The sequence below is a fragment of the Vibrio sp. PSi01 genome (genome assembly GCF_054960695.1).
On sequence record NZ_JBHNYN010000004.1, the window covers coordinates 273,960 to 296,592 of the forward strand.

Consider the following 22,633-nt stretch of genomic DNA (forward strand, 5'->3'; position numbering starts at 1 on the left):
CTATACCGAAGGCAAGTAAAAACTTTGCTGAAATGAGTTCTCTGCCTTTGTTGTTTCTAACACACTGTGGTGTAGCATCAATATTGACTGAGCGATTTTAGTCCCAATACCCAACGATCCATTAGGTGCTTCCAACTCAATCTCATTGTGTATAACCACTTTCACCCGTTTTGAATCAGCTTCGAGACCAACATTCATCGATACCGGCGTCCCACTTGGGCTATGCCTTAATGCATTATCTAACAAATTCAAGATCAACCTCTCAAGTAGTTCACTGTCACCAACAGCCTTAGTCCCATCTGGTATCTCAATATTGAGCTGCACATTTTTCTGCAAGTATTGGCTTTGTATTGTCTCTAAGCACTCTCCCACCAACTCATTGATGTCAATTGAAGCATAATGATAAGTAGGCACGGGATTATCAAGCTTGGCACTATCTAACAGAGAATGCAGCTGTTGCGATAACTTGTTGCCGTTACGGTAAGCAACATCGATCAGTCGGTCCGATTGCGGATTTTGAATCTTCCACGTCTCTAAATAACCAAGCACACTCGAAAGTGGTGTTTTCAAATCGTGACTGAGCTGTAATAAGCTTTGTCTACGATGCGAGGATTGGTATTCAAGCTGCAAGAATTGTTGTTGAATGTGTTTCGCCATCAATTGATAAGAGCGTGCTATGGGCACTAATTCTGGTACTTGGTGTGTGAAATTAGGTTCTAACCTAAAGTCTTGTTCAGCTTGTTGCTGCAATTTATTGGTTACCACCTCTATTGGGTTCAACAAGCTGCGTTTCACTAACAGATACGCACCAATTGCAAAGCCCAAGATAGAAACCAGCACAAGCCCTGCTAGCGCGATATATGGCGTATCAACCTGGGAATTAGTAATTACAGTATGGCGGTTACTTCCAATAACCACATACAAATAGCCGACAGTAGAACCAAGCTCTTCAATCGCCGCAACAGAAAAGACTTTAGGTGATTCGGGGTTAATCGGGTCCTCTCCCAAGATAGGATAAGCCCCCTCATTTAAAAACTGTTGGATAGGCGCTAAATCGATTTGGCTCGATAATTGGGTACCTTCAGGCGCAGCATGTGTGGTGATATTGCCCTGACTATCAAGAAAATAGATGTCGAAATCCGGACCTATCAACATTAAGGTGTGAAAGATTGATTTGAGCGCTTGAGGATTATAGTCAGTGCCAATCATCAGTGGATTATCGTCACGCATATGCACCGCCAGATCTTTATGTAGGCTCTGCTTGGTTCTTTGTTCAATAGTCTCTTTTTGCCAATGATAAGTGTACGCAATGACCACACTCACCAGAAGAAACCATAGACTTGTAAACAGTACTAAGCGCGATTTAAAACTCATGATTCCTCCTTGTAAACTCTGAATATTCTTTCTTGTTCGTTAACCTAAACAAGCTTATTGAATGTTATGATTTTGACTCAAACTTATACCCGACGCCCCAAACGGTTTTGATAAAATCATCATCGCTATTAGGCGTGGCAAGTTTGGTTCTCAGGCGGTTAACTGTACTGCACACCGTGTGGTGATAACCGGAATGATGAGTATTCCAAACATAGTCAAGTAGCTCATCTTTACTGTATACGCGTCCCGGTCGTGTAGCTAAAAAATGAAGTAAGGTAAATTCTGTTGCAGTCAATGGGACATCTTGATTATTAAGTGAAACCTGATGGCGCTCTGGTTGAATAGTGAGGCCACCAAAGCTCATAACCAATTCTATGGTTGAAGTATCTTGATCTGTTGATTCAGCATGGCTTAAGCGACGGAGTACATTCCTAACACGAGCTTGAAACTCCAGCACACTAAATGGTTTAGTGATGTAATCATCAACACCAGCTTCTAAACCCGACACCTTGTCTAGTTCCGAGTCTCTTGCCGTTAGCATCAATACAGGTGTCCAGTCCTCTTGTTGGCGCAGCAGGCGACAAAAATCGAGGCCATCACCGTCAGGTAAGCCTCGGTCAAGCACAATCAAATCAAACTGACCTCCTTTATACAACGCTTGAGCCTTTGCGATCGAATTAGCTCTGACCACATCATGACCTTGAAATTTAAGATGCATCTGCACCAGTTCTGCCAAGTCATCATCGTCTTCAACCAACAATATGTTTGCCATCAAATTTACCGCAGCACTATTCATGATCCCTGCTCTATTTGGATTTTGCCCACATAAAACTGACCGGAACAGAGCAGGAATTCTTTCATTGCACCTTCAAGTCAATTACTCAGTTCGAGTAATTGTGATTCTTGCGCCTGGGTTAAGGAAACGATGGTTGCCATTTAGTGCCGACGTCGTCAGGCCATCATCTTGGCTTATAATGCCTGCGTGGAAGCTCACTACATCCGTGTCATTTCTTGTGGTGTTAAAGCCTTCACCACCGCCGGCAGGTCCCGGAATGGTTGCAGCAAGCTCGTCGTTCAATTCAGTCCCCGAATCCCAAACATTCATGTTCATAACGAAGGTGTCACCCACGGCTAATGACTTAAGCGACAAACCGGATTCACCAACAAACGCATCATTGGTGTTAACCAACATTGAAGCCACAGAGAGGTAGTCTTCTTGGTTAGGTTCAACACGGATTGAAACAGTGTCGCTTTCACCAGAAAGAATCAAACCATTACCAGAGATGCCTTGATAAACGTTGGCGTCACTGTCACTGAGCGCAATCAACTGTGCATTGCTACCCCCTTCGGCTAAGTATTCAAGTTCGACCGAGGTACTTTGCCCTACTTCAAATAACTCGAAACTATTATTGTGAGTCAGCACCGCAAGTGGAGACATAGGTTGATTTGGCGTGAGGTTAGTGACACTTACATCATATCGGTAGTAATCGTCGTCATCGTCCGGACAGCCAGCTAAGACGGCGACAGATGCAGCGATAAACAAAATTCTAGCTTTCATAGATCCCCCTTACTTCACAACAATAGTGATGGTTGCGACAGGGTTTAACCAACGATGACTACTGCTATCGAGGTCACTGATACCACCCGCCGCATCACTATCACCAATGTTACCCGGATGAATATGAACCTTAGCGTTTGACACCGCAGTTTCTACACCAGTACCACCAGCACCAAAGGTAATAAATGGAGGGTTTGGCATACTGCCTGCCAATTCATCGTTCGCTTCAGTACCCGCATCATAACCGTTGAGCGTTGCTTTGTAAGTGCCAGCTTGAGTTGGGATCTTCCAGCTATCTAAACCCACAAAACCATCATTAGTCGGTAATAGCATTGCGCCTAGCGACAGGTAAGCTAAGTTGCCAGTATCAATATCAAATGTCGTTGCAACACCTGGATCAAGAATACCTGTTGCAGGGTCCTCAACCACTACACCACCCGCATTAGCAATTAAGCTAGATAGGCCTGAAATAGCGCCGCCTTCTGCCATAGCTTCTAATTCCGAAGAAGCCGTTTCACCCGTTCTAAACATGAACAAGCTAGAGTCATGAGCTGCTGCCAAGATAGGCGTAAAGTAGATCCCTTTCGTGGCATTGGTAACGGTCACCTCAAGCTGTGCCGCCTGAACTTGACTTGTTCCAAGCGCCAACATAGCTGAGCTGATCACTAAGCTGATTTGAGTGCGTTTATTCATTTTGATTCCATCCTTTATCGAGTCCTATCGTTGCCAACAAAACGAATAACAGCCAGATACCGTTACCTTTGCCAGAACGAACTGTGGTGTTGTTAACTCTAAGAATGACATTCAAATCTATCAGCAACTTCATTGAATTCTCATAAAACTATCACAAGTTTCTTCAAACTTCTTACTATGCAGAAAGACAGGCATAAGAGACTGATATGTATATAGAAAATCTCGTTATAAAAATGAGAATTACACAAGGAGTCATGCTTCAAGAATAGCGCAGACCAAACGCAAAAAGGCCCAGTCGATATACCGACTGGGCCTTTCTGTGATGTACAAAGCTTCTCTCAGGAAAGCTCTATTCGCTTCCAACTGAGCTCGCCGAACAACACCACTTTAGAATGCGTAGTTTGCGTCAACAAGTTCGCTTACTTCAACTTTGCTTACTTCTGCGCGAGCTTCAAGCCACTGCGCTACTTGCAGTTGCTCTGCTTCTGTCACTGAACGGTAGCGCTCAATAGAACATAAGAAACCTTCGAACAGCTCTAAACCACCGCCACCAAAGCACAGGCCAATGCTATCAATGAAATCGATAAATTCATCGATGAACACATCGTATTGGTCAAAATCAGCAATCGAAGTCGTGCAGCTTACTTCAAAACCTAAAATAGCGAACTCACCTAGGTATAACTTCTTGCGTAGGCGACGATTTTTGTTTTCGATTTTATCTAATTTCATAACTGTCTCTCTTTTCGTTTAATAGAGCATTTATACACAGTTCCTAGCTAATCCCCAAGAGTTTTGTATTACACAATAGCCTTAACGGCAAAAATCGTGCTACAGAAACAAAACCTTAATCAAAACTATAAAAACTTGTCACTTAACTGCTTCACGATTGGTCACACATTGACCCAAGTTATTAACTCATTCGTTGATAGCTGGGTTACTCATGAATAACAAACAATAAAGTCAGCCAACAGGAAGCAGTAGCGATGAGCAAGGAAACATTTAATAGCACTCGTTTCAACAAGAGCAAAAACAAACCTTTCGAAGAAGTATTAGACGCCAACCTATCAAGAAGAAACGTATTGAAAGGCGGTTTGGGTATCAGCGCAATGACAGCCTTTGGTGCATTTGGACTTTCCGGGTGTAACTCTTCTAGTCCAAATGCTTCTGTCGGTAATAGTTCAGGCGCCTCAAGTGCTGTACTGAACTTTGATTCGATTCCGGGTTCACTTACCGATGCGGTTTCCGTTCCACAAGGGTATGTTGCACAAGTTTTAGTTCCATGGGGAACACCTCTAAACGCACAGGGCAGCTCATGGAAAGATGACGGCAGTAATACGAGCACCGATCAGCTCAATGCGCTAGGCATGCATCACGATGGTATGCACTTTTTCCCGCTAGACGACAGTGATACTGATGGCTTGCTATGTATTAACCACGAGTACATAGATACTTCCGCACTGCACCCCAGCGGCCCGACGATTGTGGGGGGTGTTCGCACTATCGTCGATGAAGTTCGTAAAGAAATTAACGCTCATGGTGTATCTGTCGTACGAATTCAACTTGAAGACAATATGTGGACACTGGTCGATAATGATCCACTCAACCGTCGTTATACTGGTGCAACGGTCATGGACCTATCGGGACCTGTTGCGAACACAGAGTTGACCGTAACCCGCTTCTCACAAGATGGCAGCCAAGCTCGCGGTACACTAAACAACTGTGGAAATGGTTTTACTCCTTGGGGCACTTATCTAACGTGTGAAGAAAACTGGCCAGGGTACTTTGTGAATACTGGCATTCGAACTGAAGAACAAAACCGTATTGGTATCGATGATCAAAACACACGTTACTTATGGGAAACTTTGGCAGGTAATGCAGAAGAACGTTTGGATGAATTTACTCGATTTGACGTAGAACCGACCGGCACAAGTTCAATTGACGATTACCGTAATGAAGCAAATGGTCACGGTTATATTGTTGAAATTGACCCATATACGCAAAACTCTCGTGCCAAAAAGCGTACTGCCCTAGGTCGTTTCCGTCATGAAGGTTGTACTTTTGGTAAGCTTGAAGAAGGTCAACCAGTGGTGTTCTACTCTGGTCACGACTCTCGCTTTGAGTACCTATATAAGTTTGAATCAACAGCCAACTGGGACCCAGCAGATGCAAACCCTTCAAATCGCTTGACAGCTGGTGATAAATACATGGATGAAGGTACGTTGTACGTGGCGCGCTTCAACGAAGACAGCACCGGTACTTGGCTGCCGCTAACACTAGAAAGTACCACTGTTTCTGGAGGTACACTGGCGGACAACTTTAACTCGTTAGCAGAAATAATCCTAAACACGGCAGGTGCCGCCGACCTTGTTGGAGCCACTCCAATGGATCGTCCGGAGTGGTGTACAGTAGACCCATACACTGGTTCTGTATATCTAACGTTAACCAACAACACTTCTCGTACCGATGAAACAAACGCAGCAAACCCACGTTTGAACAACAAATTTGGTCATGTGATTCGTTGGGATGAGAGTGAAGCTGCATCAGACTTTACATGGGATATTTTTGTGTTCGGTTCACCAGCCAATGGTGATGCAGACACTAACCGTTCAAGTTTGACTGACATGAACCAATTTGCGAGTCCGGACGGCTTAGCGTTTGATCCCCGCGGTATTTTGTGGATTCAAACCGATAACGGTGCAGACGAAGTTACGTCTTATACTAATGATCAAATGCTCGCAGTCGTACCATCAAAGCTGACAGATGAAAATGGCACTCAAGAAGTGGTTGGTGCCGATAATCAAGCAGAGCTCAAGCGCTTCTTTGTTGGCCCTAACGGTTGTGAAGTAACAGGCTTTACCATCAGCCCAGATTATAAGTCATTATTTGTAAACATTCAGCACCCTGGCAACTGGCCATACAGCACCGATGCAGCAGAAGAAACTCCATCAGGAGTTTCAGTTCGCCCAAGAGCATCTACCGTTGTGATTCGTCGTGAAGACGGCGGTGAAATCGCGGTTTAATAAGCAAATCTAGCTAAGATCAGTAACCTTACTGTTATCTAGCTTCTATTCGCTAGCTAAATCAAATCAAAAAGAGCGATAAGGCTAAATACCCTATCGCTCTTTTTATATTCTATGAGCTAGCTAACCCGTTGAGCATCGTTAGCTAACCAGAATTAGCTCACAAACAACCACACGCCAACGCCCATCATTAACGTACCAGCAATACGGTTCATCAACTTAACGTTATCGGCTTTACCCAGCATATGTTTTAGGCTCTTACCACCTGTCGCATACAAGGTCATGCAGACAAATTCAGAAACGAGAATAATAGAAACAAGAATAAACAACTGAGGCGCCAAATCGATATTACTATTAATGAAAGGAGGCAGTAATGAAATCATGAACGCCCAACCTTTCGGGTTGGCAATTGCTGTCACGAAACCTTGTACCACAAGGTCCCAATCATTGTTCACTTCAGTTGTTTGATTATCAGTACTGATCGCCAACTTGCCTCTTGAACGCCACATCTGAACACCCAAATAGAACAAGTAGCTTGCACCCACAAATTTGAAGGCCGTAAATAACCATGGATAATTAAGCATAATAGAAGCAATACCCAGTACCGCTGCGACAGAAACCACAGCGACACCGGCCAGTTCACCGATCATCATCCATAATGTACGTTTGTAACCAATGCTCATACCCAATGTCAAAGCTAAGGTCATACACATCCCAGGCGTAATTGATACGAAGAAAAACGTGGGAATAAAAGCCCAAAGTAGTGCGCTATCCATATTATTACCTATCGACTTATTTTTATTTAATGGTTCTTGTTTCTTGATCGGGCTTGAAATGAAGCGAGGTTGAAACGAAGTAGTAATGACAATAAACAATCTTACTAAAAATACAAACGAAAAGAGCCACATAACAGTGGCTCTATTCAACACCAACCGTAATTACTTACGACGGTTTTTAATTCGCTTCATCATAGTCAAACGACGCTCAGCACTTGCTTGATCTTGAGGCTCTTCGCTCGCGTTGTTCTTGCGACCCTGACGGTTTTTGTAAGCCGATTTTGTGTTCAACTTCTCAATGTAAGCATCACGTTTCTTCGGTTCATAACCTGGTTGTTCGACACGGCGAATACGTTGTTGAATAAGTGTTTCAACTTGAACAACAGTCAACTCTTCTTCGCGGTTAACGAAAGAGATTGCATGACCTTGTTTACCAGCGCGGCCTGTACGACCAATACGGTGAACGTAATCTTCCGCTAGGAAAGGCATGTCGTAATTAATTACGTGTGGCAAGTCTTCAATATCAAGGCCGCGGGCTGCAACATCGGTTGCTACCATTACACGAGCTCTGCCTTCTTTAAAGTCATCTAATGCACGACGACGAGCACTTTGCGCTTTATCACCGTGGCAAAGAACCGCTTTGATACCATCTAACTTAAGTTCTTTAACTACGTCATTCGCTGTTTCTTTGTAGTTCACAAACACAAGTACTTGGCGCCAGTTTTTACGACCAATCAGTTCAGAAAGCAGTTCTGTTTTACGTTCTTGATCCACTGGATAAACCACGTGGCCCACCGTGGCGGCCGTTGAGTTTTCACGTTCAACACTGATGCGCTTTGGTTTACGTAGAATATCAACTGAAAGTTGGTTTAACTGAGTTGATGTTGTTGCCGAGAACATCATGATTTGTGGAGACGTTTCTACATCCAACATGATCTTACGAACGGCATTGATGAAGCCCATATCGAGGATTCGGTCAGCTTCATCAAACACTAGGAACTCTAGATTAGCAATCGACACGTTACCCGCTTCTAAGTGCTCTTCTAAACGGCCTGGTGTTGCAACCAGAATATCAACACCCAGTTCTAATTGACGAACCTGTGAAGACATTTTGTTACCACCATAAACCGCAGCAACGCTTAGTTCAGTGTATTTCACGTAGTCTTTAATGTTTTGAGCGATCTGTGCAGCAAGCTCACGAGTTGGCGCTAGAATAAGTCCACGAGCCGTGCCACGAGAGGCTTTTTTATCACTGTTCAATAGATGCTGAATAACAGGCAATGAGAATGCCGCTGTTTTACCCGTACCGGTTTGAGCAGTAGCAAAAATATCATGGCCTTTACGAGCCATTGGAATCGCTTTTTGTTGAATTGGAGTGAGTTTTTCATAACCACACTCAGTCAACGCTTTGACTAATTCAGGAGCAAAACCTTGAGAAGAAAATGACATTGTTACGGGTTCCTTAAGCAGACAGCCTACATTCTTATTTCAGCCGAGCACTATAAAGTAATTAGAGTGATTTATCTCACATTTATCGTGATATAACGCAAACTTTCTCATTTAATCGGGTGTTTACCTCACCATCCGCGAAGCAAACACCAGAATCATCATTCCAAACAGGATAATTGGGCTATTTGATACCACACAACTTGAGTAGAATCTGCTCGAGATCACCCCAAGGCATTAACTGCGAATCGATCACTTCCAGTCGGGATTCAAAGCCATCAAGGGAAATTTCATTCACTGATACTACTTGATTCGCGACGTTAAACGCATAGCAGCCTTGATTAGTATTCACGACAGCTTTTACACGCTCAGCCGTCAGATCCGACAGCATTGAGAACAGCGCATCGAAATCAAATTTATGCTCTGCACCAAACAGCCAGCCACAACTAAAGTAACCCTGCCCTTTGTTCTCTTTTCGAATGAACGCTTCACCGGGAGGAAGTAGGAATTGAGGTTCTTGTTCGGCGTGATCATGATGGTGCGATTCAATATGAGATGAAGCACTGCCGTGTACTCTTTCGATATCTAACACTTCCAAAGGCACTTCACCATCATGGATTAACTTGTGGAACACTTTTGATGGCGATTGGTTAGTGACCCAGTCATTAAATACATCGATATCTTCAGAATGCACTAAATCAACCTTAGTGCCTAAAATCACATCAGCACTGCCTAGCTGATCGTTAAAGTTCTGATTCAAGGTGTACTTTTCATTAGATAGATTTCGTGGGTCAACCAAACCAAGCGTCGCTTTTAAATCAACATACGGTGTGTATTGTTCTGAAGTCAGCGTAGCAATAACCTGCTTAGGGTGGCCAAGTCCTGTTGGCTCAATCAACAAGCGATCAGGCTTCTGACGAAGCAAAGCGTTGATACCCACCGACATTGGAACGCCAGCCGTACAACACATACAACCACCTGGCACTTCTTTAATTAGAGCCCCTTGATCTGTCATCAATGCCCCATCAATACCGATTTCCCCGAACTCATTAACCAGAACAGCCCAGCTTTCATTTTCAGGTTTATTTTTTAGCAGGTTCAAAATAGCGGTTGTCTTACCAACACCCAGAAAACCCGTGATTATGTTTGTAGGAACTTTTTTGGTCATATCAGTCCTCCTTTTTTAGGGAGTATATACTCAATTAACGAAAAGTTGACCCCAATCGCTTGTTTATACTGAGAATGATTTATAGAGGAATGATAATTAATAGAATGGCAAGGGATAAGCAGGAGAGATTAAAAGCGGGAATGGATGATCCAGACGAACTAAAGGCGTACTTCATCAGTACGCCTCACCCTCGTTACTCAATCGTGAGTTCGCGAATCAGGAAGCCTTAAATATCGACCTGAACAATTAACGAGGAACTAAAACTTTATTTCTGAATCCATCCAAATTGTGTGTAAAACCTCACTTCTCCTTGCGGTTTGTTATGTTGCTTTACGATTTAACTATGGTTCATTTTTGGGGATATTCAAGCCACCGCCAGATAATCGATCAAAATTGTGACGGTGATACCACTATTACCCATAGATTCCATAAATGGAATGAACGCACTCCATAAATGAAATTCAACTTTTCATCTTTATTACTATAGGATATGAATAGGAAGCGTATAATTCATAACAACCCCGCCTTATCGACACAGGAACCTAACCTCAATGACCAGAAGAGAGAAAATTAAGCAGTCCTTACTCGCAAAAATGCCAAGGGATGCTATCAACCAATTTCTCTCTAGAGACAAAACACCCGCTTCTGTCCTCTTTCTTTCTTGTATCGTTGGCGTGCTTGCTGGGGTTGTTGGCACCTATTTCGAAGTAGCTGTTCATTTCATTTCAGAAACTCGTACCGATTGGCTAAAAGATGAAATTACCAATTTTGTTCCTCTTTGGTTAGCCGCTTTTATTATCAGTGCAGCATTCGCTTTTATTGGATATTTCCTTGTACATCGCTTTGCTCCAGAAGCCGCAGGTTCAGGTATACCTGAAATTGAAGGTGCTATGGACGGAATGCGTCCTGTTCGATGGTGGCGAGTATTGCCAGTCAAATTCTTTGGAGGTATGGGAGCACTAGGTTCAGGTATGGTTTTAGGCCGTGAAGGGCCGACTGTTCAAATGGGCGGCAGTATTGGTCGTATGGTAACTGATATTTTTCGCGTCAAAGATGATGATACTCGACACTCGCTGCTTGCTTCAGGAGCGGCTGGTGGTTTAGCTGCAGCATTCAATGCGCCACTAGCGGGAATCATGTTCGTCGTCGAAGAGATGAGACCCCAATTCCGCTACTCGCTCATTTCGATCAAAGCAGTGATCATCTCTGCTATTTCAGCCAATATTGTTTTTCGTTCCATCAATGGACAATCGGCCGTTATCACGATGCCTCAATATCAACCACCGGAATTAAATGCGCTTTGGTTGTTCTTGTTATTAGGCGTATTGTTCGGTTTGTTTGGCGTAATTTTCAATAAACTGATCACGCTGTCGCAAGACTTATTTGTTGCGATACACAAAAATGACCGCAAACGCTATTTAATCACCGGCACCCTGCTTGGTGGCTGCTTTGGCTTGTTACTGCTTTACATACCTGAATTAACAGGCGGTGGTATTGGTATCATCCCGAATATCACTAATGGTGGTTACAGTGCAAACGTACTGCTGCTGATCTTTTTAGGACGTGTTATCACCACCCTACTTTGCTTCGGTTCAGGTGCTCCGGGCGGCATCTTTGCACCGATGCTCGCACTAGGTACACTCTTTGGTTACGCCTTTGGGCTTACTACAGCAGCATTCTTCCCAGAACTGAATATTGAACCGGGTATGTTTGCGATTGCAGGTATGGGAGCTTTGTTTGCTGCTACGGTACGAGCACCCATTACAGGTATACTATTGGTTATTGAAATGACCAATAACTACTATCTTATTCTACCGTTGATCATCACTTGCTTAGGGGCAGTTATCATTGCTCAAATGCTAGGTGGGCAGCCAATTTACAGTCAATTACTTAACCGTACGCTGAAAAACGAGAAGCTCAGACAGCAAGATCTCCCACAGCAAGATGAAGCACGTTAGCGACATTGTATGCATAACATCTCTGTGATAGGTCAGTACAAAAAGTTAGCTAATTACAAATAACTCAAGAAATAAAGCACACTTTCCCCGTGCTTAATGTCCCGATTCCGCATCAAAATCAAAAAAGCAAACGTTAAACTTGCTATCATCCACTCAAAATTATTTGAGTGCTCTTAACATCTATTGATGGCATAACTGAACGTTCTAGCTAGAACAGACATTCGATAATTCACTCAAATACTATAAATACCTCACATTCTATAAATTATTAAGTTGGAGCAAGTCGTTGAACTGGAGAAGATTAACCCAGGTAAAAAATGTGCCGCCATCTCAGGCGTCTTTAGCACTTGGAGTAATTGGACTAGGACAAGCATGGGCTTTATATGTCCCAGGCATTGGTGAAATCATTCGCCCTTACCTAGCTTCATTTGGCGCACTATTATTGCTGCCCGTTTTATTTCGTTACCTAACGAGTTTAAACACTTTCTTAAATGATATACGCCATCCCTTAAGTGGTAGTTTGATGGCACCAATGAGCATGGCGCTTCTTATCCTGTGTGATTATTTAGCCGAGATCTCTGCAGTCATTGCTTACCCCGTCTGGTTCTGCGCGTTGTTGTTGCACTTTACAATGATGGTATTGTTCTTTAGTTTCCAGATCATCAATTTCAAAATGTCGAACATTGTACCAAGTTGGTTTCTGTATCCGGTGGGCTTGATAAGCAGTTCGTTAGCGGGCACACAATTTGGACACACCGTCTTTTCAGAAACACTTGCAGCCACTTGTATTGGCATCTATTTTCTTATGCTGCCAGTGGTATTGTACCGCTTAGTATTCGAAGGAAATCTACCCCGGCGAGCAAGGCCAACACTGGCCATTATGGCGGCTCCGGTGAACCTGTCTTTAGCCGCTTACTTGGTAAATTTCGACAATCCAGACCCGATTCTTACTGGCGCGTTGGCAGGCATTGCTATCACGATGACTTTACTCATTTACTTATGCTACATCCGATTAATGCGCCTAAAGTTCCAGCCTTCGATTGCTGCCGTCACCTTCCCTTCCGTTATCAGCGCGATAGCTATGCACCGCCTAACTACGTTTTTCGGCGCTGAATATCCACAATGGTATTGGCTGCATAAATTCGGTTTCTTTGAACTGACCATCGCAACCATCTTAGTGATTTGGGTTGCAGGCGGTTACGTGAAAATGTACTGGCCAGAGTTTTTTGATGCTGAATATATGTCTAAGAAGATCAAGCGCCTTTAAAGCTAAACCAAGTAAAATACGGAGCGCGTATCACCACGGATACTCGCACCGTAAGCACATGAGAAACTTATATGCTGGCTATTGGCTAGTTGGTGTTAGATGTTATGCTCCAACCAATAACGTCAATAACCTGTTTACCTTATTAATCGATCAATGCACCCTCTTCGTCAAAGAATGGGTAAGGTCCATCGCTATCATCAATGTAACTGATATGAGAAACGACTGTCCGACCTTTTACCGTTAGCAATTGAATCGCTTTTGGTTCCAGCGAAAATGACGAACATGCGTTCGGATCTAAATCGAGTGTCACTGAATGACTGTGAGATGGCCCAACCCAAACTGGAATTGAATTCCAAACGGCAGTAATAGGTCGATGTAGATGACCTGCGCAGATACCAGTCACATTGCCATATCTTTTAAGGACATCATATAATTCATCACTGTTTTGCAAATTCTGGACATCCATGTGATTAAGGCCAACTTCCATAGGGGGATGATGGATAAATAACATCGCTGGCTTAGTTGAATTTTTAGTCAAAACAGAATCAAGCCACTCCAGTGTTTCTGTTGTTAAATAACCATATGGCTTGCCAATTACAGACGAGTCCAGTCCTACTAATATCAATTCATCTTTCTCGGCCACAAAATTGCAATATTGCGGATGATCAAAGGATACAAGATTCGATAACCCATCACGTAAATTATGCCTATCATCATGATTTCCAGGAATAACATGCAATGGCATTTCAAACTCTGCGAGAGCCTTATTGATCAATTGATACTCTTCAAGCACTCCGAAATCACCCAAGTCTCCCGTCACCACGACACAATCAGGTTTTGGATGTAAAGCATTGATATGATTGACGGCATCATACAAACATTTCAACGTATCGACTTTCTTATAGGCCTGCTTGCCCCCCTGCTTGATGTGCAGGTCTGTCAGTTGTGCAATTAACATAGTATTACTTCTTTAAAAGAATTAGCCGCTCAGGGGCGAACGAGATAATGACAACTTGACCAATTTGGTAATCAACGCGCGCAAAACAATCCACCATCAAAGTGCTTCTTTTCTGTACGCCAGAGAGAGTGACACGCGTGCGGTCGCCAAGAAATACAGTACCAATAACCGTTGCAGTTAGTGCGCTGTTTTCATCAGTTACTTGCGTCAGTAAAATATCTTCAGGCCTTAACATTACACTGATTTCTTTATTAGTAGAGACCTGTGAGAGCACTTGATCAGACAAAGTAATCTGTTTGCCTGTATCCAACATCAGTTGTCCATCACGCACACTCCCTTCGAGTCGGTTCATTTGACCAATAAAATCGGCAACAAAGTTGTTAACTGGCTTCAAATAAATATCTTTTGCTGAACCAATTTGCGCAATTTCTCCATGGTCTAAAACCGCAATGCGATCCCCCATAGCCATTGCCTCTTCTTGATCATGAGTGACATATACCGCTGTAATACCGAGTTTTTTTAAGAGATTTCGGATATCACCACGTAACCTTTGTTTCAGCAGAGCATCTAATGCAGATAACGGTTCATCAAGTAAAAGAACATCTGGTTCAGTGATAATTGCTCTTGCTAAAGCTACGCGCTGACGCTGGCCTCCTGAAAGCTGATGGACATTTCGACTCACATACTTTTCTAAGTCGAACATGCTAAGCATTTCTTTTAGCTTTCTGGTTATCTCAGACGGAGCGACTCCACGAACCTTAAGTCCATAAGCAATGTTTTCGCTAACATTCATATTTGGGAATAGAGCATAAGACTGAAACACCATCCCAACTTTACGTTGTTCGATTGGCAAACACGTAACATCATGATCACCAAACACAATCGTGCCGCCATTTTCATCCGCAAACTCTAGGCCTGCAATCATACGCAATGTAGTTGTCTTTCCGCATCCTGATGGGCCAAGCAAAACTAAGATTTCGCCCGCCTTAATTTTGAGATTTGTCGGCTTTAACGCCAAGGTTCCATCTGGGAATGTCTTCGTAATATTATTTAGCGAAATTTCCACGCCATTTTGTTGTTCTAACATATTGATTTTGATCTTAATTATTTGTCACTGGTTTCTTGTTCAATGCTTGAGCCAAGACCAATAGAGGGAGGATTAAACAAAGGAAAATTAGTGTGTAAGCCGAGCTAATTTCGAGCCTCATTGAAGCGTATGAATCAGCTAACCCCACTGGTAATGTCTTCGTTAATGGCGTGTGCAGCATCCATGTCAGGTTAAATTCACCAATAGACAAAGTGAGAGTCATCAACATACCTGCGACAATACCTGCCTTGCAGTTGGGAACAATTACATCAAAAAATCGCTGCCAAAAAGTCGCGCCAAGACTTGCAGCGCCTTCCTCAAGAACACGGAAGTTAATACTCTGCAAAATTGATAGAACAGACTTAACCATGAAAGGCAGTGTGAAAATCACATGACCAACAAGAATAAACATCCAACTTGAGCGGAAGTCATTAAACCCTCCATACGCTAGAATCAAACCTAACGAAATTGCCATCCCCGGAATTGCAATGGGGAGTGTAAGTAGTTCGTCAAAAATAGAAGCCCATCTACTTTTACTTTTCGCAAGTACGTAAGCACACGGTACACCTATGACAACATTGATTAACGTGGTTGCAATGGCTATTTGTAGGGTTAACCAAATCGTATCTGAATACAGTGCCCATACTTGTTCAACCCAACGAAAGGTAAACCCACTTTTAACACCGACAAAATAGTTATTTGTAAGACCAGCGACTACCGACATAAACACCGGCACAATCAAGAACGCACATACCGTCAATGTGAAAAACAGCTGCATGTAAAAGTATTTATCTTTTTTCATTATTATCCCCCCATCGCTGCAGATGCGTTGCCATAACGCTTAGCCAACGCCAAACAAAACCAAGTCACTAGGCCGAGAATCAAACTCAGTGCAGCTGCCATTGCGAAATTGGCATTGAGCGTAAATTCGGTATATATCGTCATAGGAAGAACGTTGATATTAGTCGCCAACGTAAACGCGGTACCAAATGCTCCCATAGATGTAGCAAAACAAATCGAACCCGAAGAGATTAGGCCGGGGGTTAGCGCCGGAAGCGTGACGTCTTTAAAGATCTGCCAACGATTTGCACCTAGGGATCGACCGGCTTCAAGTAGATTGTGATCAAGCTTTTCCGCCGTTCCCATTACGGTCAATACAACCCGTGGAATAGAAAAATATAAATAACCCAAAAACAGCCCTGCCATCGTATAAGCAAACATCCAACGCTCACCCGTCAACATCAACCCAAGCTGAGCGAAAAGCCCCTGTCGCCCTGAAAGCATGATGACAAAAAAACCAATAACAACACCTGGGAAAGCCAATGGGAAGCTCAGCATTGCAACCAAGACCTGCTTACCTTTAAAGTCATAGCGAGTTAAAAACAGTCCTGAGATGGTCGCTATCGCTAAACTAACCAGAGTGACTAAAACAGACAGTCCAACTGTCGAAATCAAACTTTTTAAATAGATAGGTCTAGTTAAAATATGCCAGTAACTTATAGCGCCGCCATCTATTAGCGAAACCTTGATTAACTGCACGACTGGCAATAGAAAAAATGTACCGCTAACGGTGATGGCTGGCAAAATCAGAAATAAGGAAATACGATCATTTTTCATAGAGATATTGGCGGGTGTAACCCCGCCATCCAACATTTTAATAGGCTATTAGTTCACTTCTCGGATATACATATCCGCAAACGTAGACTGGTTTTCAGACATTTTTGCAAAGTCGACAGAACCAACTCGTTCGTACTCTGTTGCTGGAAGAAATTTACTCTGTGCTTCTTCACTCATAACACCATCAATAACCGGGCGTAAATATGCTTCAGCCCACAGTTGTTGGCCTTTATCTGACAATACAAAGTCTAAAATTTTCTGGGCATTTTCTGAGTTTGGAGAGTTCTTCACTTTACTCATTACATAGGGGACAGCAATTGAGCCTTCCTTAGGAATAACAAAGGCAGCATTAGTAAAGTCATTGTATTTGGCACGATACGCATTGAAGTCATAATCGATTAAGATTGGAATCTCTCCAGAAATCACACGAGCGTAAGAGGTTTGTCTAGGAACTATGGGACGGTTATTCGCCAACTTCTTGAAATACTCGATTGCAGGGGCAAAATTATCAATACTCCCTCCCATGGCTTCATTCACTGCGACCGCACTCGCGTAGCCAACAAAGGCACTCGTTGGGTCTAAGTATCCCACCATCCCACGATATTCAGGTTTTAAAAGGTCTTCCCAACTTGTCGGTACGTCAGCACCATCAAGTGCGTCTACGTTTACAAAAAATCCAATAGTACCGGAATGAATGGCAAACCAATGTCCTTGTGGGTCTTTCATGCCTTCGGGTATCTGGTCCCAATTCTTTGGTTTATAAGCGCTTACAACACCTTGCTCTGTCGCATTAATACCGAAAGAAACACCGTAATAAACCACGTCAGCAACTGGGCTATTCTTTTCCGCAACCAGTTGGGATAAGGACTGACCTGAGTTCTTGTTGTCCATAGGAACTCGTATTCCTAGCTCTTTATTGATCAACTGAAGTTGCCCACCCCAGTTCGCCCATTCTGGTGGACAGTTGTAACAAATAGCATTGGATGCCTGAGCCTGAAAAGCGACGCCAGCAAAGCCAATGAGTAAGCTAGTTAGTTTTCTCATTTTTGATGACTTTCCAGCTTGTAATAAATGATGTTGTGCCATTGTGTTCTCCAACAAATCGTCCGTTAACTAAATTGGGCGGTTACCGGAACCGCACCAAGCGATCCCTTCATTTGTAGTTCATATTTCAGCGAAAATTCACGCTGGGCGATTGAGCCTACTTTCGCATTAAACAAAATATCGACAGCCATTTTCCCCATATCGAAATGTGGGATAGCAACCGTCGCCAAGCTAGGACAAACCAACTGCCCAAGCCCCATACCATCGAAGCCCACGACCGAAACATCTTGCGGGATTCGTCTACCTATACTCCTAAGTGCGTTCATTGTTTTAAGCGCCAGTAAATCATTGCTGCAGAACCACGCTGTAGGGGCAAAATCCCCATTGAATAGCGTCATCTCAGAATCAGTGAATGGGATAAGCTTGTTTTGGTCTACTTCAAGAAGCTGGCTCAATTCGACACCGCTCTCACGTAGGCCTTGCTTAAACCCCTCATATCGTTTTTTCGCACGGTCGGATGAAGCAAAGTGACCAGTAATCATCCCTATCTCTGTATGCCCATATTCAAAAACTTTCTTTGCGACGTCCTTACCTGCTTGATAGTTATCAACGTAAACGCAAGGCTCATTTTCAGTAGATTGGTTGTGCAACAAACAGTAAGGAAACTTAAAGCTCCGCAGTAATTCGAGAGCCGCATTATCCGAAGCGTTAGCTATCGTCAAGATCACTCCTTCAACCCTTTGACGAATAAAATCAACCGCAGCTTGTTGCTCTTGTTCATTGTCATACTGGGTGTCTAAAACTAAAGTTGAGTAACCAAAATGTCTCGCCCGTTCCTGAATACCCGCAACAACTTCTGAAAAGACAGGGTTAAGGAGACTCGGAATCAGTACACCAATCGTCGGATTTTTGTTGAGCTCAAGAGCCTGTGACTTTCTCTCAATTCGATATCCTGTCGTCTCAATCACTCGCTTAATCTTGTTAGCTGTCGTCAAAGCCACTGATTGTGGTCGATTAACAAATCGAGATACCGTTGCTGGAGAAACTCCCGCAAGATCTGCCACATCCTTGATGTTCAATCTCTTTCCTTAACCTGTGCCGTAAGTTGATGAACGAAAGACTAGATGAAGGGTATGACAGTTTTATTAATGAAATCAGCAAAATTAACACTTTTAGCAAACGTTAATTACACGTTCAGAACATATAGAACCACGTTATCAAATGAAATAAATTCGTTTCATACGATAATGCAAGTTTTCTAGTTATCCCTGAGAGAGAAAAATATTTATGTGAGAGGTTATAACAGGGTCGGAAATAGGCGTTCGATTAACGACCGCTTTTTTAACGGGGGGATTTAAGCTAAGTGGACGGCGTAATTTAGCGATACAGAAAATGTAAAATAAGAAAAGTACATACATGTAAAAAAGGCCTCACAATGTGAGGCCTTTGAATAGGCAAGGTGTTAATAGTTCAGGCGAGTGTTAGTAGATCAGGCGAGAACGATTAGAAGTTAGCGTGAGGGCCAAAAACTTCGTAGTGGACGCGAGAGCGGTCTACTTTAAGTGCATCTAACTGTTCTACGATATTCTTCATGAAGCCAACAGGGCCACAGATGTAGAAATCGCTCTCTTCAAAGCCTTTAGTGTCAGAGATAGATGCTAGATCCATTTGACCTTGATGTGTGTTTTCACATGCAGACTCGTCTTTGTTCATGTACCACGTTTTCGCTTCCCAACCTTTGTCGGCAACAATGTCTTTTACGCGAGTAGTGAACGAGTGCTGATCTACATTCTCACAAGCGTGAAGGTAGAGTACTGGCTCGTTTTTCTCTTTAGTGTTTAGGAACTCAAGCATGGACTGCATTGGCGTAACACCAACACCTGCAGAGATAAGCGTTACCGGTTTGCTGCGTTCTTGATAAATGAAGTCACCAGCTGGCGCGTAAAGGCTAACTTCATCACCAACAGCAACCGTGTCGTGTAGGTGGTTGGACACCACACCTTGCGTTTCTTGACCTTGGCCTTCACGCTTCACAGAGATACGGTAGTATTTTCCGTTTGGCCTATCAGACAGTGAGTATTGACGAATCTCGCTGTATTGAGAACCTTCAGGTTTCACTTCGATACCGATGTATTGACCTGGTGTGTAGTCTAAAACTTCACCGCCATCTTTTGGCTGAAGGATAAAGCTTGTTACAAGTGCTGATTCTTCAATCTTATCTGCAATCACAAACGCACGTGCTGCTTCCCAGCCACCTACAGCTTGCTTACGCTGCAAGTAAAGTTCAGCTTCACGATCGATGAATACTTGCGCTAAGAATAGGTAAGCGGCTGTCCATGCTTCTTCAACTTCTGGAGTAAATGCGTCAGCAGCTAATTCACGTAATGTTTCAATCAGGTGTAAACCAACAATTTGGTAATGCTCTGGTTGAATGTTAAAACTGGTGTGCTTCTGCGCAATACGTTCAACCGCTGTTGTAAGCGCTGCTAGGTTTTCAATGTTCTTTGCATAAGCCGCGATAGCTTCAAACAGTGCTACGCCTTGGCGACCTGTTCTTTGGTGAGTCATATTGAAGATATCTTTCAACTCAGGGTTATGCGTGAACATACGTTGATAAAAATGCTGAGTTAAAGCAGGGCCTGCACTCTCAAGTAGAGGAATAGTAGATTTGATGATTTCGATATGTGCATTGTTAAGCATGAATTTACTCCGAACACTGAGCCTTATGACCTATATGTCATTTTGACTACTGAAAATTTAAGAATGACTTATCGATTTTCTGAAACGTTAGTTATTTTTAGAAACCGAGTTATTTTGACTCACTTTTGTTTCAAAAAATCGAGGAACCCGATTAATGCAGCCTGATTGATTGAGATCAAGAATAGTCTTTTCAATCAGCGTTATAATACGTATTCCACGACTGTCATTGCACAATCAGTGCCAAGTTTATCAATCCCCGTCATTACTGGTTTCATTCTCAAAATTCATCTTATAAAAATGTCAAAAAGACCTTTTTTTTAAGTCTATAAGACTCTATTATGTAGATAAACACACACAGTTAGAGTTTTTTATGCAAGATATCTCCGCATCTACCCTCATGGAAATGACCATTGGCCTCGCGAGTGGTGTGAACGATCAAGATCGTTTTAATCGCCTTATCGATGCCATTCGTAAAACCATAACGTGTGATTGTGTCGCGCTTTTAAGCCTTCAAGGCGACACTTTAGTCCCTATTGCAATGCAAGGGCTTAGTCGAGATACATTCGGTCGTCGCTTTATCATTTCAGAACATCCGCGTTTTGAAGAAATCTGCGCGTCTCGCTCTCCTGTTCGTTTCGATGCCGACAGTTCCCTACCCGATCCTTTCGATGGTCTGCTGATAGACCATGATGGCGATCTGCCAATGCACGCTTGCATGGGCTTGCCTTTGCTATTTGGCGATAAGCTACTGGGAATTCTGACGCTAGACAGCCTGAAACCCGATGTTTTCGCAAATATTCCGGCTCGTAACCTAGAAGTTCTAGCTGCTATTGCGGCTTCAAGCATGCAGATGGCATTAACCTTCTCTCAGCTTGAGCATCAAGCAAAACAGTCTAAACAGCTATTAGAAGAACTAAACGTTGAAGCGTGGGAACGCGACGGCGGCGAGTTGATTGGCAACAGTGACACTATGGTCGCGCTTAAAAATGATATCGCTGTTGTAGCGCCTTCTGAATTCAACATCCTGATTCACGGTGATACGGGGGTGGGTAAAGAATTAGTAGCTCGCACCCTGCACCATCAATCACAGCGCAAACGTAAACCACTAGTTTATGTTAACTGTGCTGCTATTCCTGAAAATTTGGTTGAGAGTGAATTGTTTGGTCACGTTCGTGGCGCCTTTACCGGCGCAGATAAAAACCGTTTGGGCAAATTTGCTTTAGCAGATGGCGGCACCCTGTTTCTTGATGAAATTGGTGAATTACCATTGGCCGCGCAAAGCAAGCTGCTGCGAGCACTGCAAAACAACGAGATCCAACCTGTTGGCCAAGACAACATCCAAACCATCGATGTTCGTGTTCTGGCTGCAACCAACCGAGACTTAAAGCAAGAAGTTGAAGACGGCCGATTCAGAGCCGATTTATACCATCGTTTGAGCGTGTACCCTATCGCGGTGCCTGCTCTAAAAGATCGTGATGACGACATCAGCTTGCTAGCGGGTTTTTTCTTAGAACAAGCGCGTCGTAAGCTTGGTATCAACCAAGTTAAGTTCCGTTCTGATGTTCTGGTATTCCTAAACCGTTACGGTTGGCCAGGTAACGTTCGTGAGCTTGAGCACGTGATCAGTCGTTCAGCATTGAAAGCGTTAGCACGTAGTACCAATAAAAACTTGGTGACAATCACCAAAGAGGATTGTGGTCCTCTCGACCAAGATCAGCCTATCGCGACAACACAAGTAAAGAATACGCCTTTATCAACACCAACCATCGATCTTTCAGCCGGTTTACGTGGTGCAACAGACGATTTCCAACGCAGCATCATTACTGAAGTGTTAGAAGATGCCAATTTTAACTGGGCACAAGCGGGACGAGTTCTAAAAACAGACCGTGCAAACCTAACTCGGCTTTCTAAGCGTTTAGGACTAAATGTGGCTAAGTCTCACACGATCGAACGGACAAAATAGATAT

At 43.3% G+C, this 22,633-nt stretch carries 20 protein-coding genes; 4 read left to right on the plus strand and 16 right to left on the minus strand.

What is annotated here, in order from left to right; translation table 11 throughout:
* The 6 genes from ACFI6G_RS08440 to ACFI6G_RS08465 form a co-directional block, all read right to left on the minus strand.
* On the minus strand, positions 1 to 1,374 hold the full coding sequence (locus ACFI6G_RS08440) for a sensor histidine kinase (protein WP_010430137.1): 1,374 nt from the start codon (positions 1,372 to 1,374) through the stop codon (positions 1 to 3).
* 64 nt (positions 1,375 to 1,438) lie between these two features.
* Positions 1,439 to 2,170 carry a response regulator transcription factor gene (locus ACFI6G_RS08445; protein ID WP_016785312.1) on the minus strand — a complete coding sequence of 244 codons (732 nt, stop codon included), beginning with the start codon at positions 2,168 to 2,170 and terminating at the stop codon, positions 1,439 to 1,441.
* 81 nt (positions 2,171 to 2,251) lie between these two features.
* On the minus strand, positions 2,252 to 2,932 hold the full coding sequence (locus ACFI6G_RS08450; RefSeq protein WP_016785313.1) for a spondin domain-containing protein: 681 nt from the start codon (positions 2,930 to 2,932) through the stop codon (positions 2,252 to 2,254).
* A gap of 9 nt (positions 2,933 to 2,941) precedes the next feature.
* A complete protein-coding gene (locus ACFI6G_RS08455) occupies positions 2,942 to 3,625 on the minus strand; it encodes a spondin domain-containing protein (protein WP_010430143.1) in 684 nt (227 codons plus the stop codon).
* Positions 3,618 to 3,758 carry a hypothetical protein gene (locus ACFI6G_RS08460; RefSeq protein ID WP_016768121.1) on the minus strand — a complete coding sequence of 47 codons (141 nt, stop codon included), beginning with the start codon at positions 3,756 to 3,758 and terminating at the stop codon, positions 3,618 to 3,620. Before ACFI6G_RS08460 ends, ACFI6G_RS08455 begins: the two co-directional genes overlap by 8 nt.
* Before the next feature lie 254 nt (positions 3,759 to 4,012).
* The gene (locus ACFI6G_RS08465; RefSeq protein ID WP_004731398.1) at positions 4,013 to 4,354 is read right to left on the minus strand and encodes a YggL 50S ribosome-binding family protein; all 342 of its coding nucleotides are present in this window, start codon (positions 4,352 to 4,354) and stop codon (positions 4,013 to 4,015) included.
* A 254-nt stretch (positions 4,355 to 4,608) separates the two neighbouring features.
* Here ACFI6G_RS08465 and ACFI6G_RS08470 point away from each other — a divergent pair, with 254 nt between their 5' ends.
* Positions 4,609 to 6,645, plus strand: coding sequence for a PhoX family protein (locus ACFI6G_RS08470; RefSeq protein WP_016794616.1), 2,037 nt, complete (start codon positions 4,609 to 4,611; stop codon positions 6,643 to 6,645).
* Positions 6,646 to 6,800: 155 nt separating this feature from the next.
* Here the strand turns inward: ACFI6G_RS08470 and ACFI6G_RS08475 are convergent, their stop codons facing one another.
* The 3 genes from ACFI6G_RS08475 to ACFI6G_RS08485 form a co-directional block, all read right to left on the minus strand.
* Positions 6,801 to 7,421 (minus strand): LysE family translocator, encoded by a 621-nt coding sequence (locus ACFI6G_RS08475; protein ID WP_032547766.1) that lies wholly within the window; start codon positions 7,419 to 7,421, stop codon positions 6,801 to 6,803.
* Between the two features lie 162 nt (positions 7,422 to 7,583).
* Positions 7,584 to 8,870, minus strand: a complete 1,287-nt coding sequence (locus ACFI6G_RS08480; RefSeq protein ID WP_010430156.1) for a DEAD/DEAH box helicase — start codon at positions 8,868 to 8,870, stop codon at positions 7,584 to 7,586.
* Positions 8,871 to 9,051: 181 nt separating this feature from the next.
* Complete coding sequence (locus ACFI6G_RS08485; protein ID WP_010430159.1) at positions 9,052 to 10,035, minus strand: CobW family GTP-binding protein; 984 nt, start codon at positions 10,033 to 10,035, stop codon at positions 9,052 to 9,054.
* A 551-nt stretch (positions 10,036 to 10,586) separates the two neighbouring features.
* Here ACFI6G_RS08485 and clcA point away from each other — a divergent pair.
* Both clcA and ACFI6G_RS08495 read left to right on the plus strand, forming a co-directional pair.
* Positions 10,587 to 11,993, plus strand: a complete 1,407-nt coding sequence (gene clcA / locus ACFI6G_RS08490) for a H(+)/Cl(-) exchange transporter ClcA (protein ID WP_010430161.1) — start codon at positions 10,587 to 10,589, stop codon at positions 11,991 to 11,993.
* A gap of 286 nt (positions 11,994 to 12,279) precedes the next feature.
* Positions 12,280 to 13,260, plus strand: a complete 981-nt coding sequence (locus tag ACFI6G_RS08495) for a TDT family transporter (protein WP_022571033.1) — start codon at positions 12,280 to 12,282, stop codon at positions 13,258 to 13,260.
* Between the two features lie 142 nt (positions 13,261 to 13,402).
* Here the strand turns inward: ACFI6G_RS08495 and ACFI6G_RS08500 are convergent, their stop codons facing one another.
* The 7 genes from ACFI6G_RS08500 to hmpA all read right to left on the minus strand — a co-directional run bounded on the left by ACFI6G_RS08500 (position 13,403) and on the right by hmpA (position 20,666).
* Complete coding sequence (locus ACFI6G_RS08500) at positions 13,403 to 14,218, minus strand: phosphodiesterase (RefSeq protein ID WP_016794613.1); 816 nt, start codon at positions 14,216 to 14,218, stop codon at positions 13,403 to 13,405.
* A gap of 4 nt (positions 14,219 to 14,222) precedes the next feature.
* Positions 14,223 to 15,305 (minus strand): ABC transporter ATP-binding protein, encoded by a 1,083-nt coding sequence (locus tag ACFI6G_RS08505; protein ID WP_016794611.1) that lies wholly within the window; start codon positions 15,303 to 15,305, stop codon positions 14,223 to 14,225.
* 13 nt (positions 15,306 to 15,318) lie between these two features.
* Positions 15,319 to 16,107, minus strand: a complete 789-nt coding sequence (locus ACFI6G_RS08510) for an ABC transporter permease (protein ID WP_016768126.1) — start codon at positions 16,105 to 16,107, stop codon at positions 15,319 to 15,321.
* Between the two features lie 2 nt (positions 16,108 to 16,109).
* Positions 16,110 to 16,922, minus strand: a complete 813-nt coding sequence (locus tag ACFI6G_RS08515) for an ABC transporter permease (protein WP_462710252.1) — start codon at positions 16,920 to 16,922, stop codon at positions 16,110 to 16,112.
* Positions 16,923 to 16,970: 48 nt separating this feature from the next.
* Positions 16,971 to 18,008, minus strand: a complete 1,038-nt coding sequence (locus ACFI6G_RS08520) for an ABC transporter substrate-binding protein (protein ID WP_016768128.1) — start codon at positions 18,006 to 18,008, stop codon at positions 16,971 to 16,973.
* A 23-nt stretch (positions 18,009 to 18,031) separates the two neighbouring features.
* A complete protein-coding gene (locus ACFI6G_RS08525) occupies positions 18,032 to 19,045 on the minus strand; it encodes a LacI family DNA-binding transcriptional regulator (protein WP_016793406.1) in 1,014 nt (337 codons plus the stop codon).
* Positions 19,046 to 19,469: 424 nt separating this feature from the next.
* A complete protein-coding gene (gene hmpA, locus ACFI6G_RS08530) occupies positions 19,470 to 20,666 on the minus strand; it encodes an NO-inducible flavohemoprotein (RefSeq protein ID WP_016793408.1) in 1,197 nt (398 codons plus the stop codon).
* Positions 20,667 to 21,036: 370 nt separating this feature from the next.
* On the opposite strand from hmpA, the gene norR reads away from it, so the two are divergent.
* Positions 21,037 to 22,629, plus strand: coding sequence for a nitric oxide reductase transcriptional regulator NorR (norR, locus tag ACFI6G_RS08535; RefSeq protein ID WP_016768129.1), 1,593 nt, complete (start codon positions 21,037 to 21,039; stop codon positions 22,627 to 22,629).
* Positions 22,630 to 22,633: the final 4 nt, after the last annotated feature.

Coding starts and splice junctions, on each gene's coding strand:
- ACFI6G_RS08440 (WP_010430137.1), bottom strand. CDS start 1,374: ATGAGTTTTAAATCGCGCTTAGTACTGTTTACAAGTCTATGGTTTCTT.
- ACFI6G_RS08445 (WP_016785312.1), bottom strand. CDS start 2,170: ATGAATAGTGCTGCGGTAAATTTGATGGCAAACATATTGTTGGTTGAA.
- ACFI6G_RS08450 (WP_016785313.1), bottom strand. CDS start 2,932: ATGAAAGCTAGAATTTTGTTTATCGCTGCATCTGTCGCCGTCTTAGCT.
- ACFI6G_RS08455 (WP_010430143.1), bottom strand. CDS start 3,625: ATGAATAAACGCACTCAAATCAGCTTAGTGATCAGCTCAGCTATGTTG.
- ACFI6G_RS08460 (WP_016768121.1), bottom strand. CDS start 3,758: ATGAAGTTGCTGATAGATTTGAATGTCATTCTTAGAGTTAACAACACC.
- ACFI6G_RS08465 (WP_004731398.1), bottom strand. CDS start 4,354: ATGAAATTAGATAAAATCGAAAACAAAAATCGTCGCCTACGCAAGAAG.
- ACFI6G_RS08470 (WP_016794616.1), top strand. CDS start 4,609: ATGAGCAAGGAAACATTTAATAGCACTCGTTTCAACAAGAGCAAAAAC.
- ACFI6G_RS08475 (WP_032547766.1), bottom strand. CDS start 7,421: ATGGATAGCGCACTACTTTGGGCTTTTATTCCCACGTTTTTCTTCGTA.
- ACFI6G_RS08480 (WP_010430156.1), bottom strand. CDS start 8,870: ATGTCATTTTCTTCTCAAGGTTTTGCTCCTGAATTAGTCAAAGCGTTG.
- ACFI6G_RS08485 (WP_010430159.1), bottom strand. CDS start 10,035: ATGACCAAAAAAGTTCCTACAAACATAATCACGGGTTTTCTGGGTGTT.
- clcA (WP_010430161.1), top strand. CDS start 10,587: ATGACCAGAAGAGAGAAAATTAAGCAGTCCTTACTCGCAAAAATGCCA.
- ACFI6G_RS08500 (WP_016794613.1), bottom strand. CDS start 14,218: ATGTTAATTGCACAACTGACAGACCTGCACATCAAGCAGGGGGGCAAG.
- ACFI6G_RS08505 (WP_016794611.1), bottom strand. CDS start 15,305: ATGTTAGAACAACAAAATGGCGTGGAAATTTCGCTAAATAATATTACG.
- ACFI6G_RS08510 (WP_016768126.1), bottom strand. CDS start 16,107: ATGAAAAAAGATAAATACTTTTACATGCAGCTGTTTTTCACATTGACG.
- ACFI6G_RS08515 (WP_462710252.1), bottom strand. CDS start 16,922: ATGAAAAATGATCGTATTTCCTTATTTCTGATTTTGCCAGCCATCACC.
- ACFI6G_RS08520 (WP_016768128.1), bottom strand. CDS start 18,008: ATGGCACAACATCATTTATTACAAGCTGGAAAGTCATCAAAAATGAGA.
- hmpA (WP_016793408.1), bottom strand. CDS start 20,666: ATGCTTAACAATGCACATATCGAAATCATCAAATCTACTATTCCTCTA.
- norR (WP_016768129.1), top strand. CDS start 21,037: ATGCAAGATATCTCCGCATCTACCCTCATGGAAATGACCATTGGCCTC.